The organism is Trinickia sp., assembly GCF_057351765.1.
Genome location: NZ_JBMRBK010000036.1, coordinates 72,098 through 86,291 on the forward strand (window position 1 = coordinate 72,098; position 14,194 = coordinate 86,291).

At 64.9% G+C, this 14,194-nt stretch carries 11 protein-coding genes; 4 read left to right on the top strand and 7 right to left on the bottom strand.

Annotation, left to right across the window (positions count from 1 at the left end; genetic code table 11):
- Nucleotides 1-26: 26 nt before the first annotated feature.
- From ACO1XS_RS08705 to ACO1XS_RS08725, 5 genes are all read right to left on the bottom strand, one after another.
- Nucleotides 27-830: an ABC transporter permease gene (locus tag ACO1XS_RS08705; protein ID WP_331568143.1), complete on the bottom strand. Its 804-nt coding sequence runs from the start codon at nt 828-830 to the stop codon at nt 27-29.
- Nucleotides 827-1,738 carry an ABC transporter permease gene (locus ACO1XS_RS08710; RefSeq protein ID WP_486390455.1) on the bottom strand — a complete coding sequence of 304 codons (912 nt, stop codon included), beginning with the start codon at nt 1,736-1,738 and terminating at the stop codon, nt 827-829. The genes ACO1XS_RS08705 and ACO1XS_RS08710 overlap by 4 nt, the downstream gene beginning before the upstream one ends.
- Entirely contained in the window at nt 1,735-3,069 is a 1,335-nt protein-coding gene (locus ACO1XS_RS08715; protein WP_331568145.1) for an NAD(P)/FAD-dependent oxidoreductase, read from the bottom strand. Before ACO1XS_RS08715 ends, ACO1XS_RS08710 begins: the two co-directional genes overlap by 4 nt.
- 2 nt (nt 3,070-3,071) lie before the next feature.
- Nucleotides 3,072-3,782 carry an HAD-IA family hydrolase gene (locus ACO1XS_RS08720; RefSeq protein WP_481579021.1) on the bottom strand — a complete coding sequence of 237 codons (711 nt, stop codon included), beginning with the start codon at nt 3,780-3,782 and terminating at the stop codon, nt 3,072-3,074.
- 82 nt (nt 3,783-3,864) lie between these two features.
- On the bottom strand, nt 3,865-4,941 hold the full coding sequence (locus ACO1XS_RS08725; protein WP_440559176.1) for an ABC transporter ATP-binding protein: 1,077 nt from the start codon (nt 4,939-4,941) through the stop codon (nt 3,865-3,867).
- Nucleotides 4,942-5,041: 100 nt separating this feature from the next.
- Between ACO1XS_RS08725 and ACO1XS_RS08730 the strand changes: the two genes are divergently transcribed.
- On the top strand, nt 5,042-6,013 hold the full coding sequence (locus tag ACO1XS_RS08730; RefSeq protein ID WP_331568148.1) for a LysR family transcriptional regulator: 972 nt from the start codon (nt 5,042-5,044) through the stop codon (nt 6,011-6,013).
- Here the strand turns inward: ACO1XS_RS08730 and ACO1XS_RS08735 are convergent.
- Nucleotides 5,956-10,674 (bottom strand): hypothetical protein, encoded by a 4,719-nt coding sequence (locus ACO1XS_RS08735; protein ID WP_486390456.1) that lies wholly within the window; start codon nt 10,672-10,674, stop codon nt 5,956-5,958. The two genes, ACO1XS_RS08730 and ACO1XS_RS08735, sit on opposite strands and share 58 nt — an antisense overlap.
- A gap of 353 nt (nt 10,675-11,027) precedes the next feature.
- On the opposite strand from ACO1XS_RS08735, the gene ACO1XS_RS08740 reads away from it, so the two are divergent.
- The 3 genes from ACO1XS_RS08740 to ACO1XS_RS08750 all read left to right on the top strand — a co-directional run bounded on the left by ACO1XS_RS08740 (nt 11,028) and on the right by ACO1XS_RS08750 (nt 13,101).
- Entirely contained in the window at nt 11,028-11,747 is a 720-nt protein-coding gene (locus ACO1XS_RS08740; protein ID WP_486390457.1) for an N-acetylmuramoyl-L-alanine amidase family protein, read from the top strand.
- A gap of 299 nt (nt 11,748-12,046) precedes the next feature.
- On the top strand, nt 12,047-12,685 hold the full coding sequence (locus ACO1XS_RS08745; protein ID WP_486390458.1) for a hypothetical protein: 639 nt from the start codon (nt 12,047-12,049) through the stop codon (nt 12,683-12,685).
- An 89-nt stretch (nt 12,686-12,774) separates the two neighbouring features.
- A complete protein-coding gene (locus ACO1XS_RS08750) occupies nt 12,775-13,101 on the top strand; it encodes a hypothetical protein (protein ID WP_331568152.1) in 327 nt (108 codons plus the stop codon).
- Nucleotides 13,102-13,220: 119 nt separating this feature from the next.
- Here the strand turns inward: ACO1XS_RS08750 and ACO1XS_RS08755 are convergent, their stop codons facing one another.
- Complete coding sequence (locus ACO1XS_RS08755; protein WP_440559181.1) at nt 13,221-14,171, bottom strand: dihydrodipicolinate synthase family protein; 951 nt, start codon at nt 14,169-14,171, stop codon at nt 13,221-13,223.
- Between the last annotated feature and the right edge of the window lie 23 nt (nt 14,172-14,194).

The window sequence follows — 14,194 nt, forward strand, 5'->3', positions numbered from 1 at the left end:
GTCGAATCTCGCTATGTCGGAAATGCTCAGGCGCGGGCAGCTTGCGCGACGCCGCCGCGGCGGCTGATGACGACAATCAGCACGAGCGTCAGCGTAAGCGCGGTCAGCATCGTGCTGATCGCGGCAATCGTCGGATCGATCTCGTCGCGCAGCGTCACGAACATCCGGCGCGTGAGCGTCTGGTTCGGGCCGCCCGAGACGAACAACGCGACGACCGTTTCATCGAGTGCCTGAATGAAGACGAAAACCGCACCAGAGACAACGCTGGAGCGAATCTGCGGAAGCGTGACGGTCAGGAAACTGCGTAGCCGATTCATGCCGAGACTGCGCGCGGCCATTTCCTGCGCATGGTCGAAGGAGCGCAGATCCGCACCCACCGAAATCACCACGTACGGCAAGCCGAGCATCGCGTCGGCGACGATCAACCCGCCCAGCGTATTGACGTAATCGAGCTTCGAATAAACGAAGAACACGCCGACGGCAACGATGATGATCGGCACCATCAGCGGCAACATCAACACGGTCCGCAGCCGCCGGATCCAGGCATGCGTGCCATGCTCGATCGCGTATGCCGCCGCCACGCCGACCGGCGTCGCGATGGCCGTCGCGAAGAACGACGCCGCGAGCGTGGTGCGTGCGGCCGCAAGCCAGTCGGGATTGCCGAAAAACGCCTCGTACCACCGCAGGGACAACGCGGGCGGCGGAAACGTCATGAACCGTGTATCGGAGAAAGACAGCGGCACGACGATCAGCACCGGAATCATCAGAAACGCGAGGATCAGCACAACCGATGCGATCAGCATCCCACGCGCGAGCGGATTGGGTTTCATTTTGCCCCCAGGGTCTTGTCGAGCGGAATGACACGGCTCGCCGCATAGAAGATCGCGAACACGCAAAGCAGCAGCACGACGCTCACCGAGCTCGCGGCCCCCCAACTGTTGTAGATCTCGACATTACGGCTCACGACCATCGACACCATGATCGACTTGCCGCCGCCCATCAACTCCGGCGTGATGTAAAAGCCGAGACAGAGCACGAATACGAGCGTGACACCGGCAACGACGCCTCCCATCGATAGCGGCAGGAACACGCGGAAGAACGCATGGGTGGGCGAAGCGCCGAGGCTCGCCGCCGCTTGAGACAGGCTCGTCGGGATCTTCTGCATCGCCGAGTAAAGCGGCAGCACCATGAACGGCAACAGAATATGGACCATCGCGATGATCGTGCCGAACTGGTTGTAGGCGAGCCGGGCCGGATGATCGATGAGGCCGGATGCGAGCAACGCCTTGTTGACGAGACCGGTGCGTTGCAATAGCACGAGCCATGCGTAGGTGCGCACGAGCACGCTCGTCCAGAACGGCAGGATCACCATCCCTAGAATGAGCGCCGCCAGCCTCGGTCGAACCGATGCGGCCAGATAGGCCACGGGATAGCCCAGCAGCAGCGTCACGCCCGTCACGATGATGCTCAGCTTGAACGTCAGCGCAAAAGTGTCGAGATAAGTGCCGCTGAAAATGCGCCGGTAGTTCGCGAGCGTGAACCCGCCGTCTTGGCGAATGGACTGCCACGACAGCCACGCGAGCGGCACGACGAGCAATACCGTGACGATGGCCAGCGCGGGCGCCATCAAGAACAGCATTGCGCGGTCTTCGCGCCGCTGATAGCGCTGTGCTGTATCGGCGGCGGACGGCCGTATCAATTCGCCCTCCGAAACGATTCCCCTGACAGTCGTCATCATACCCCCACCGCATCGAGAAACTGGTACCACGCGGCGACGAGCCTGACACCCGGTGCGCGCAGCGAATGGAGCGGGACCGGCCGCAGCCCGTCTTGCGCCAGGAGCGCGAGATCGGGTGTTTCGCCGAGCGCGAGCGCGGCCGCATGCTGGCCGACGAGGCTCGCCATCGCGACGCCGGCGCCGTTGTAGCCGAGGCAGAAGACCGTCGCGTCGTCGCTGCGGCCCACGTGCGGCAGCGCATTGAACGTCATGCCGACGTAGCCCGACCAACGAAACGAGATGGGCACGCCCGCCAGATCCGGGAAGAGCGCGATCATGGCGCGCCGCAACGCCTCGAAACCCGTGTTCTGCCCTTCCTTGCCGAATGCGTCGCGGCCTCCGAACAGCATGCGGCCGTCGGCGCGTCGAAACCACTTCATCATCCGGCGCGTCTCGGTATAACTGCGCCGCGCCGTCATCAGCTTCGCGTCGAGCGCTGCCGGCAGCCGCTCCGTGGCGATCATCGCGCTGCGAAACGGCACGAGTTCGCGCTGATACGCGCTCGTCGCCTGCGTGATGCCTGAATAGGCGTTCGTCGCGACGATCACCTGCTTCGCGCGCACCGTCGCTGCCGGCGTGCGCAATACGACACCCGGCACGCCCCGGGTGCGCTCCATCGCGACCACGGGCGTCGATTCGTGGATCGCCACCCCGCGGGCCGCCAGGCCACGCGCGATGCCGAGTACATACTCGAGCGGCAGGATCGTACCGGCGTCCTCGCTCAATACGCCGCCGACGAAGCCCTTCGAACCCGTTTCCTCCTCGGTCTGCGCGCGCGTGAGCGGCTTCATCGTCCGATCCCCGAGCGACGTGCGCACCCAATCGGCCTCGGCAATGCAGGCCGCGAGCGCGCGCTCGGTATGCGCGCAGCGCAGACTGCCCGTATGCTCGAATTCGGCACCCGCGATGGCGAACTCGTCGACGAACGACTCGACGACGCGCACTCCCTCATGTGCGAGCCGGTGCATGCGCTTGGCGACATCGAGCCCGTAGTGCGTAGCGATGAACGGGAACGACAACCGGAACTTCGAAGACACGACACCGCCGTTACGGCCGCTCGCTCCCCAGCCGACGGGGTTTGCGTCGAGCACGACGCACGGCACGCCGCGCCGGCTCAAGGCATACGCGGCCGCGAGACCGGAATAGCCGGCACCGACAATGGCGACCTCGGTCTGCAGGTCGCTGGCGAGCTGCCCCGCTCCGACCGGCAGATCGAGCGTGCCGGTGCGTGCGGCGAGGTGGCGCCACAACGAATCCGGCTGCGGCGACGTCGAAGCGAGCGGCGCGAGCATGATCAAGCCGTGGCGAGTTCGGATTCGACCGCGTCCGCCAGCGCGGCGAGCGTCGGGAAGCAGAACGTCGGCGTGGTGACCTTCCGCGGCACGGGCGTCGCGCCGAATCCCTTCTGATCGCGGCGGCGCTCGATCCAGCAGGTGGCGTAGCCCAGTTCCGTCGCGATGCCGATATCGTGGTACTGGCTTTGCGCGGTATGCAGGATGTCCCGGAACTTATAGCCGAATGCCGCCTGGCGGCCCCGGTTGTATGCGAAGAATTGCGGATCGGGTTTCGCGACGCCGGTTTCGTCGCAACAGACGGAATCGTCGAACGGATCGCCCAGCGTATGCGCATACGCCGACAACGCGACGCGGTCCGCATTCGTCATCGCGACGAGCCGGAAGTGCTTGCGCAGCCGCTTGAGCGCCTCGACGGAATCGGGGAATGCCGGCCAATCGAGCACGTCGCGCTGGAATGCCGCGGCGGATTGTGCGTCGTCGGGCAGGCCCAACTCCTTGGCGAGACCCAGATAGACATTCGCCATCGCATGGCTCGAGCGCCCGGGGAACGCTGCGCGGCCGCGCATGTACGGCTCGAAGATCTGGTCGTCGGTCAGATCTTTCGCGGCAGGACCGCCGAGGCGACGCACCGACGTGAGTACACCCCGTTCGAAGTCGATGAGTGTGCCGACCACATCGAATGTCAGCACCTTGAAATCAGTGAGCTTCATGAGTTCATCCCTTGATGGCGTTGCGGTTGGGTGAAAGACAAAATCGAAGATGAAAATGCGTACGCGAGTACGCGCTGGCTGCTTACGCAGCGACGACGATGGTGTCGCGCGGCGACAGCACCACCGATACCGATGCGCCCGGCGGCGGCACACGCTGCCGCGCGGCGTGATTACCCGGCTGGCGCAGGCTGACCGTCGTGCCATCCGCGAGCGCCGCGAATACGCGCAGGCTTTCGCCCTGGTACAGCACCTCCGTCACGCGCGCGGTGAGTCGATTGGCGTCGGGCGGTGCATCGCCTGTGTCGATTACGAGTTTTTCCGTCTGGACGGCGAGCAGCAGCGCGCCCGCACTCGGCAACGGATAGGCGGTACGGAGCACCGTATCGCCGAGCGTCACCGCGTCGGCGCCCGCACGTGCGACGGGCAACAGCGTCGCCTCGCCGATGAAGCTCGCGACGAAGGCGTTGCAAGGCCGGTCGTAGAGGCGTTCGGGCGTATCGACTTGCACGAGCCTGCCGTCCTTCAATACGGCGACACGGTCGCTCATCGTGAGCGCCTCGCGCTGGTCGTGCGTGACATAGACGATCGTCGCACCGAGCCGGCGATGAAGCCGCCGCAGCTCGAGCTGCATGGTCTCGCGCAATTGCTTGTCGAGCGCCGAGAGCGGTTCGTCCATGAGAATCAATTGCGGCTCGAACACCATCGCGCGGGCGAGCGCGACGCGCTGCCGCTGGCCGCCCGAAAGTTCGCTGATGCGCCGGTTCTCGTAGCCGCGCAGCTCGACCATCGCGAGCGCTTCGGCCACCTTGGCCGCCCAGCCGGACTTCGCCTCGCGGCGGGCACGCAGCGGAAACGCCACGTTTTCGCCGACGCTCATATGAGGAAAGAGCGCGTAGCTTTGGAAGACCATCCCGATGTTGCGTTTGTGCGGCGGCGCAAATGTAATATCGCGTTCGCCCACCCACACACTGCCGGAACTGGGCTGCACGAACCCGCCGAGTATGCCGAGCAGCGTCGTCTTGCCGGAGCCGGACGGGCCCAACAGCGACACGAACTCGCCTTGAGAGACATCGAGCGATACGTCGTCGAGTGCTACCACCGGGCCATAATGCTTCGCCGCGGATCGAATCGATACGCCCGCTTTCGCTCGTGCATCCATCGTTGTCTCCCGCTCATGTCAGCCTGCGATGTGGGAAATATAGGCGTCGGTCTTTTTGGCGGCAATTCCCAAATTGTTGGATTGGGCATAACATCAGGTCATGCCCAGCTTACGCAGAAAACTGCCAAGCGCGAATGCGCTATTCGTCTTCGAAGCCGCCGCGCGCTGCGGTAATTTCACGCGTGCGGCGCAAGAGCTGTATGTGAGCCAGCCGGCCGTCAGCCGTATGCTGTCGCGCATGGAGGACCACATCGGCGTGCGCCTGTTCGAGCGCGTGCATGGCGGAATCGAGCTGACCGAAAACGGCCGGATCCTGTATCGGAAGATTTCGGAGGGATTGAACGGAATCGAGGATGCCATTCGGGAGATCGAAGCGCGCGCCACCGGCGTCGAGCCCGTGACGCTGTCGGTCTCCACCGCCTTCACGACACACTGGCTGATGCCGCGGATGAGCCGGCTCAATCAGGCGTTTCCCTCGGTCGATCTGCGTTTTCAACTGATCTCGGGCCGCATCGGCGGGCCGCTCGGCGATGTCGACCTTGGCATGCGCTTCGTGCAGCAGGGTGAAATGCGCGAAAACAGCGTGCCGGTCATGCCGGAGATATTGCTGCCCGTTTGCAATCCGCGCTATCGCGACATGGCACGCACCGACGAATGGCATGCGCATGGCGATACGGTCATCGTGATGGACGACGAAGAGCGCGGCTGGCACACGCGTTTCGCGGCGTTCAGGAACGAGACGCGTCATGCGAGCGGCGTGTTGAGCTTCAACGACTACGCCATCGTCCTCCAGGCCGCACTCCTCGGCCAGGGAATCGCGCTAGGGTGGGTCAGCGTGGTCATGCACTGGCTCGCGCAGCACGCCCTCGTGCCTGCCGAGGACGAGCTGCTCGTGACGAATCGAATGTGCTGTTTGTCGTGGGCCCCTGGCAAGCCGCTGCGGCCGATCGTCGCCGAAGTTCGCGAGTGGTTGATCGCCGAAATGCGAGCGGATCTCGCGGCCGTCGACACGGTCTATCCGGCGCTCGGGCTCGCGGCAGCGGTGGAATCGGGGTTGCGCGACTGGACTTGAGCAGGCTTCAACGACGATAGGCGGGTGCGCCGCAGCGCGGCGAGTGCGGCATCGGCATTGTTTATCCTGCCGCCGACCAAACGCACGGCAGCAACCCCGGGCACGCCGTCGGCACGATGACGGTCGAGCAGCTCGCGGCCAATCGCGGAGAATTCGTCTTTTTCGGCAAGCGAGGGATTCGCCAGCGCGAGCGTGGTGATCACGCGCCCGCGTAACGCATCGGGCAGTTGCCGGCCGCGCTCCTCGAACAGCTCCCGGAATTGCCGCTGATAGGCGAGCGGCAGCGCCTGGAACCGGTCCGCCATCGCCTCGAGCGCAACGGCGATCTCCTGCGGACGGCGTTGCGGGGCCATCAGCGCCGAGCGGAGCGTCTGCAACGAGCCGTCGGGCCCGCCGGAGGCGAGGAAAGGCTGGTCGAGATCGGGGCGCGTCACCGCGGTGCCATTGTGCAACTGCGGCGCGCCGAATGCCGTCGCCAACGCCTCGAGCGCACGGCCGACGGCGGTGGGCCCGCCGAGTTCGATGGCGAGCGTGCGGCGTGCGGCATCGGCCGTCGCAAAATCGCGGAACAGATTGTCGACGACCGAATCGCGGATGTCGGCCGGTGCGCCTTCGCCCGAGATGTAGCGCAGTGCAGTGGCCTGCATCCGGCTCGGCAGCGTGGGCAGCACGGCCAGCAGTTGGCTCGCGGCTGCGGCCGGGACCGCTACGGCCATCGCGGCGCCCTCCACCACTCGATCCGCGTCGGCATCGCTGCGCGCCCCGGTCGCAACGTTCGCAAAAAGCCGCAGCGTATCGCGCTGAGTGGCCTTGCTGTCGTCCATTGCGTCCGCCATCGCGCGCCATCCGTTTGCGACGGCTGCAATTTCCGCAGCCGACAGCGTGCCAAGACGATCGAGTTCCGCGCTTAGCACTTCGGCAAGCGATCGCGGTTCGAGGCGGCCCGCCGTAGCGAGGAAACCATCGATCAGCGCTTGCCGCGCAGGGCCGCTGTCGCGCACGATATGGCTCGCGAGGTCCGATAGCGCTTCGTCCGACAAATCGGGAATCCGGTTCAACACCGTATCGATGACGCGGCGGGCTTGTGTCTCGTGCGACGCGGTCTCGGAGGCGGTCGACGGCAGAGCGTTCGCAAGGAGCGCGATTGCTCCGCTGACGAAGTGGCGTTCGTCCTCGAGCTGGGCGACGACCGACAGCAAAGCGTCGCGCGCCTCGGGCGTCGCCTCGTCGTACGCCTCGAACATGTCGTGCAATGCGGCTTGCTGATTGGTGTCGTTCAAGCGCGGCCACACCGCTTTGAGCAACCCGGTGAGTTCCTCGGCAGCCTCGGCACCGCCCTTGAAGCGCGCAAGGCTCGTGGCGAAACTGAGCAGCGGCAGTTGATTGCGTGCAGCCGGCCCCCGCGGCGCCGGCACCTCGGGTGCAATATCGTGCAGCGCGGTTCTGAACTCGGCCCGCGACCGCTCGTCGAGCAGCGGGTAGAGCTGCAACAGCGGCGGCACCGTCGACGCCGCTTCACGCGCGTCTTCGATGAACGTTTGCGGGCGCAATCCGAGCAATAGATTGGCCGCGGCCACACTCGCGGCTTCGGGCCGTACCGGCATGCCGTCGCGTTGTGCTTCGCGGATCATTGCCAACAGGACCGAGCGTTGTCTGGCGTTGGTCCAGTCGGCCGATTTGCTCGCCACCGCCCGATCGATCGCGGCCTGCGCCGCTTTGCGCTCGGCGTCGCCGAGCCCCCCGGTGCCGCAGGCCAGGAGATTTTGCAGATAGCGCGCCGCATGGATCCGCGCCAGCGGTGTACTGGCCGCACCTTTTCGTTCCTTGACAGCCACGGTCAGCGTTTTCACGAGCGTCGCGCGCCATGCGGGATCGTCGCCTATCACCTGCGAAAAGAGCTGATCGCGCTGCCGCGCGTCGATTTCCGTGGGCAACGTGCCTTGCACGACGCAGCCCAGCACACGTGCAAGGTGGGTCTTCGACTTCGCATCGCCTTGCTCGGCCGTAGTCGACAGCGAACGCAGCAATTCGCGATAGAGCGGCAGGAATGCAGCGCTTTGCGTCGTACGCTCTCGGAGGTTCCAGGCGACATCGCGTTCGAGTGCGTCGAGTGCCACGTCCAGCGCTTTGCTTTTGGGGCTGCTGCGTCCGACGGCGGTTCGCCAGGCAACGGTGACGCCCGCGGCGACGGTGATCGGCGGCAAGACGGCCGACCATCCCATGCTGCGCTTTTGGCCGCGGGATCGCGGCAATAAGCTGTGCGCGCCGCGCTCGGCACTCCAACCTTCCCTGGACAGGAGCAGCTCCTGCAGCAGCGACGCGAGTGCGCCGCCGCGCAAATGGGCCAGGCCTGCCTTGATCGCATCGAGCGCGTGCGATTGATGGGCATCGCTCCCACTGTAGCGGCTCGTGGCCAAATGTCCGGTGACCTCGATCAGTTCTTTCGCGAGGCGCGCTTTGTGATGTGGGAGGAGATGACGTTTTTCGAGTTGCTGGAGCACGAGCGTCATGACGTCGGCCACCGTTTGGCGATCGCCCGATGCCGTCCCGAACGCCGGCAGCTGGGCAATCAACGCATGCAGCATCTCGTAGCGCTGCGCTGACTCGACGGCAGGCCGATTGCCGCTTTCGATGCGGTCGTCATCCCCCGCCAAGAGGGCCTTGGCAAAGCTGACGAAATGATGACGATGTCCCCGCAATGCGTCCATGTCCGACGCCAGGGCCAGGATTTGCTTGAACGCCGTGCGATTGTCGACGATCCCCTCGATCGCCGAACGGCGATCGGCACCGCGCGGTCCGCTGCATTGGTTCAAGTAGTCATCGACGATGCGCGAGCGCTGCCGGGTGCTGGCCAGCCATTTCGGGTCGTCGGGCCAATTGATCGCCCGCTCTTGCTGGAATGCCGCGGGCCGTTGCCGCGATATGACGGCGCGCGCCACATCTCGCAGGGAAACCATCTGGCGAGGCGCGGTATCGAGAATCCAGGTGCGCTCGAGCGTCCCAACGAAAGCCGCTGCTTCCGCGGGCGTGAGCTCGGCCGCGATGTCGCCTAGACGATCGTGCAGCGCGTGAACGCGTGCGGCGCCGCCCCATGTGCCAACCGTTTGCTGGATCTGGTCGACGCTTGGCCGCTCCGTGTCCAACGCGGCACTCGTGAGCATGCGTGCGAGCCGCTGCTGCTCGACGGTGCCGCCTGCGGCGAAGTGCATGGCGACGCGCGCGAGTTCAATGCGCGTATCGAGCGGCGTATGCGGTCCGAGCGAGCGGCGTATCTCGTTCGCGATTGCATCGTTGAGCGCCCGATCGCGCTCGGCAGGCGAAGTGCCGGAAGGCAGCTGTGCGGACAGCCGTGCGGCCAGCTTCGGCAACTGAGCGAGCGCGGTCCTTTGTCGTGTCAGTTCGCTCCTGTGCTCGGCCGCTGCCGCAGCATCGGTTGCGACGGTCGCCCGAAACGGCGAAGCAAGCGTAGGTACGAGTTGCGCAGCGCGACGCGGCACGGGCTCCCGAGCGGGACCATCGGCAAGCCATGTCTGCGCCGAGGCAAGCGCCGCGGACAAACCGGCAAGCGCATGCCGAGCGGAGCCGACCGGCATCTCGTCACGGAGTTCGGCCACGCGCTCAGCGGCGCCCGTCAATACGGACGACACGCTGAGGGCCGCACCGCCAGCTTCGCGGATCAACGCATGCTCGCCGTCGACCGATGCGGCCATCATCGCACGCAGACCGTCGGCGAGTCGCGATGCCTCCTGCGCCAAGCGGTCACGGCCGCTGTCGCTCGAGTCCAGCATTGCGGGGCGCAGCGTGCCCAGCATCGCAAGTTCGCCGATCACCGACGCTTCGGGCATGAGCTCGTGCGTGTCGATGGCGCGCTGCAATGTGCAATGGACCGAGTCCGCCTGAATGGCGTCGAGCGCTGCGCGAGCGGCCTCCAGTTGCGCGCGTGCGCGGGCCACCCCGTCACCGTCGTCGGGCGCGAAGTCGAGCGCGAGCTCGAGTTCATCGAGGTGATCGACCGCCTCTTGCAGTCGGGCGCCCAGCGTCCGGGGGCCGTCATTGCCACTCGAAGCCAGAGCTGCCATCGCGCCGGCGGCCGATGTCTCGGTTGCGGCTTTCGCGCTGCTGTGCACGCGCGCGGTCAGCGTCAGGAGTGGCGCGAGCGCGGCCATGTCGCCGCGTGCCAGTCGCATACCGAGTTCGGCGGGGCTGCCGCTTGGCGCTTGCGCCGGTCCCACGTCCGGGTGGGATGCGACGCCTGCAAGCTGCGTCAACAATACATCGGCTTTTGCGCTGCCTGCCTGAGAGGATCGGGTCAGCGCGAGCCGCAAGCCGTCGGAGCCGATCCGCGGCGAAGCCAACGGCTCGATGCCCAGCAGTATCGGCATGCCCCATCCCCCGCCCGGATGGGCTTGATAGCGCTTGGCCGGGGTGACCGATGCCGATGTGCTGGCAACAACGCCCTCTCGGTCGACGACGTTTGGCTCGATGCCCGCGAGCTCCGGCCCATGTTCATCGAACATGGGTGCCTTGCCCTTGCCCGAGACGGCGCGCGGCAAGGGAACCGGTTCCGAGGACGGCTCCCGAATGACGAGCGGCTGAGACGGCGGTGCATTGCGCGGCGCCGGTGCGGCCGCTACCCGCGCACCGCGCACAGCCGTAGACATCCTGCCGAGCATGGGATTGCGGTCGCGGCTGCGACCGGCATTCGGCTGCCCGGGGTTCGCCAATGGCGGGGAACTTTGCTGCGCTGAGGTGCGCCCGTTCGAAGCAGCTTCGTCGGCGGGCGCGCTTGTTCTGCGCAGTACGGGTAGCGACAGCCTCAATCTCGACATCGATGCCTCGTGTAATTCATGAACGTCGTGTTCATTGAACCAACGGGCGAGTGGTGCACGCTCCGCGCGGGGCGAAATTAGAGGGACCTTGGCGAAGCGCGTTCCGAACGGTGTCCGATATGAATGTGATAATCCACGTCACTTTGACTCAATTCGTTCGGCCTAGCGTTGACGTGTCGATTCCCATGAACTTCAAAAACAGTGCGCGCCTACGAGCCGCGCGGACGGTCTTCGTTTGCCTTGCGTTCTTCCACGGTTCCGTTGCGCTATGCGCTTCGCGGATGCCCTATGTGGTGATCGATACCGGCCACACGCCTGCCCGCCCCGGCGCAACCGGCGCGAGCGGGCGCGTCGAATACCGCTACAACCTCGATCTGTCGGCGGCCGTAGCGGAGCGCTTACACGCCGATGGCGACCGCGTCATGCGCACGGCGGCCGACGGCCGCGAGATCGCGCTCAGCGCACGTTCGACGCAGGCCCCCGACGCAGACCTGTTCGTCTCGATCCATCACGATTCGATTCAGCAGCCGTTCATCGACGCGGGACGGCAACGGGAATTCCGCGGCTTTGCGATTTTTGTCTCCGAGCGCAATCCCGCCTATGCGAAAAGCTTGAACTGCGCGCGGGCTATCGCCGGCCAATTGCTGGCCGCGGGCGAAAGGCCCTCGCTTTATCATGCGCAGCCAATACGCGGGGAGAATCGGCCCCTCATCGACGCCCATCTCGGCATTCATCGGTTCGACGACCTCGTCGTGCTGCGTACGGCGCCCATTGCGGCGGTTCTCGTGGAAGCCGGGGTCATCGTCAACCCCGACGAGGAAGCGCGCCTCGCGCGCCCGGAGACGATCGATCGCTTATCGGGGGCGATTGCGAGCGGCATTCAGGCCTGCGTTGTCTCGCGGTAACGACTTCCGCGTCCACATCCCCGTCTCTCCGAAGCCAAAAGGAAGTGAACATGAATGGGTTGCACAGAACGAATACAAGCGGTTCGGGTTGGCCCGAACGCGCTCCGAACCAACTGGATTCCAGCTCAACGCAGCCCGAGGCGCCGCCTGCCGCGGCACGGCGCCCGGCCGCGACGGGCGGTTTGAGCGACCTTCAACAGATATCTTCGTCCGGGTCCACGTCTCGAGCCAGCGCGCCGCCACGCCGAGCCTCGGTGGGCAGATCCGCCGCAAGCGATGCCGTATTTTCCGCTGATCAAATGCGCGAAATTGACGAGATCGTGCATGAGCTGACCGTCGATTCGGTTGTGGCGGCCAAACCGGGGCAACCGCAATCTCCAGTGAGCGGGATTTGGGACAAGCTCGTAGCCCTCGAGTCGATGTGCGGGGGGCTGCGCACCGTTCAAATCGACGCACTGAGGGAGCGGCTGCTGGACGCAGTCGGACAATCTGCCCATTCGCGCGAGGACGCGGATCTCCTGCATCAAGTCGTTTCGGCGTTGGTCCAACGAACCGATGCACGCCCGCTGCCTCAGGTGATGGCCGACATCACGTTCGAACGCATGCAATTGCCGGAGCTGGCGCTGGACTCAACCGGACAGACCGTGCCGGATTCGCGCTATTTCAACAGTGCTCTCGTCCCGCTTGCCGAGGTCGCCTACGATCACGATCCGATGGGGCGCACGCTGCTGTGGAAGGGCGCATGCACGCTTTTCCCGGGACCTGGCCGCGCGGAGAAACTGGATTTGGCAATATTTTCATTGGCCAAGGATTCCGGGCTCGTCTCTCCCTTCGACTTCTATCTTGCTGTGGACGCATTGGGCCTCGACGAGGCGGTCACCGACCAGATGCTCAATGAGATGCGCAGGAAAGCAGGCGACGCCACTCCACCACGCTAACTTGTCGCGCTTTCCGGTCAACCGGTTGGCTTCGGCGCCGTTTACGGATTGAAGCAATCGGCTTCGCGCTATTCGATGAGGAGACGGTCATGTTCAAAAAGTTTGTCGCAGCAGCTATCGTCAGCATGTTCGCCACGGGAGTCGCACTGGCTCAAACCGCTGCATCGGCACCGGCCGCCCCTGCTGCCGCCGCAAGTACGATGAAAGGCGGAGATTGCGAGTCGAAGGCAGTGAGCAAGGACGGCAAGCCCCTCAGCGGCGCCGCCAAAGCCTCGTTCATGAAGAAATGCGAGCGCGATGCCAAGAAGTCCATGAGCGCCCAGTGTGAAAGCAAGGCGGTCGGAAAGGACGGCAAACCGCTGCATGGCGCCGCCAAGACGTCGTCGGTCAAAAAGTGCATGGCGGAGGCCGGCTGACCACCGGTTGCGGGGGAACAGCAAAAAGCCGGACTCTTCAGTCCGGCTTTTTGTCGCCCTATCGCAGCGTATGAGCGCTACGCCCAGCCGTTGAGCGCTGCGCGTGCAGGCCTTGCTGCTTATTTCAGAGCAGCGATGCGCGCTCGGAAATGCTCCGTGCCCGAAACGATACTGTCGAGCACGGCATCGAGCGCCCAGAAGCGTTCGCGGACGTCGTAGTCGATCGCGCGGCAGCGAATCGAGGCGAACGTGCCGATGCGCTGGTGATAAATCTTCGCGAGCGCAGGATAGCCAAGCGATTCCGATACGGCGGAGACGACGAGGAACGTGGACAACTCCTGCGCCAGCTCGGGCGCCGTGTGCGCCGACATTCTGAGCCACCGGTAAAGATCCGGATGAAAGTTCGTAAAAACGCCGTTAAAACCGGCCGATCCCGCTTTCATTGCGTCCCATGCAATGGCCGCATTGGCGTTCAATATTTTGAGCGGCGAGCCGCTCGCCAGTGCAATGCGCCGCTTCAAGACGTCCAGATCGCAACTGACATCCTTCAACATCACGAACCGCCCCGAATCGATGCAAACGGACAGTTCCTCGTCGGTCAGTAGCCGGCGGTAAGGCGCCGGGCATTCGTAAAGCCCCAGTGGCAAATCGGACGGCAGACGCGACAGTAGCCGCTCGAGGTTCTCCCGGAAAGCCTGTGTGCCTTGGCGATGGGGATCGAGCCGGTTGGTGACGAGCACCACTGCGTCCGCGCCCGATTCGGCTGCTGCCTTCAATTCTTCGTACTGCGCCTGCGGTGCATGGCTGATGTGTCCCGAAACGGCGACGGGCACGCGCCCCGCAACGCGATCGACCACGAAGCGCGCCAGCTCCGCGCGCTCGGCGAGGCTCAGAAACTGCATCTCGCTCGATTGCGCCACCGCGAAAAAAGCATCGGCGCCATGTTGCAAATACCACTCGATGAGCCGCTCGAGTCCGCCGTAGTCGATTTCGCCGGACTCGTCGAACGGTGTCAACATGACCGGCACGATCCCTTCTATGGTCGTGTCGGCGCGTCGAGCGTTCTGCATGTGATTCTCCTTGAGGTTGAGTG

What these genes read in the sequence shown, in the direction of transcription:
- ACO1XS_RS08705 (WP_331568143.1), bottom strand. Translation starts at nt 830, where the DNA reads ATGAAACCCAATCCGCTCGCGCGTGGGATGCTGATCGCATCGGTTGTG.
- ACO1XS_RS08710 (WP_486390455.1), bottom strand. Translation starts at nt 1,738, where the DNA reads ATGATGACGACTGTCAGGGGAATCGTTTCGGAGGGCGAATTGATACGG.
- ACO1XS_RS08715 (WP_331568145.1), bottom strand. Translation starts at nt 3,069, where the DNA reads ATGCTCGCGCCGCTCGCTTCGACGTCGCCGCAGCCGGATTCGTTGTGG.
- ACO1XS_RS08720 (WP_481579021.1), bottom strand. Translation starts at nt 3,782, where the DNA reads ATGAAGCTCACTGATTTCAAGGTGCTGACATTCGATGTGGTCGGCACA.
- ACO1XS_RS08725 (WP_440559176.1), bottom strand. Translation starts at nt 4,941, where the DNA reads ATGGATGCACGAGCGAAAGCGGGCGTATCGATTCGATCCGCGGCGAAG.
- ACO1XS_RS08730 (WP_331568148.1), top strand. Translation starts at nt 5,042, where the DNA reads ATGCCCAGCTTACGCAGAAAACTGCCAAGCGCGAATGCGCTATTCGTC.
- ACO1XS_RS08735 (WP_486390456.1), bottom strand. Translation starts at nt 10,674, where the DNA reads ATGTCTACGGCTGTGCGCGGTGCGCGGGTAGCGGCCGCACCGGCGCCG.
- ACO1XS_RS08740 (WP_486390457.1), top strand. Translation starts at nt 11,028, where the DNA reads ATGAACTTCAAAAACAGTGCGCGCCTACGAGCCGCGCGGACGGTCTTC.
- ACO1XS_RS08745 (WP_486390458.1), top strand. Translation starts at nt 12,047, where the DNA reads ATGCGCGAAATTGACGAGATCGTGCATGAGCTGACCGTCGATTCGGTT.
- ACO1XS_RS08750 (WP_331568152.1), top strand. Translation starts at nt 12,775, where the DNA reads ATGTTCAAAAAGTTTGTCGCAGCAGCTATCGTCAGCATGTTCGCCACG.
- ACO1XS_RS08755 (WP_440559181.1), bottom strand. Translation starts at nt 14,171, where the DNA reads ATGCAGAACGCTCGACGCGCCGACACGACCATAGAAGGGATCGTGCCG.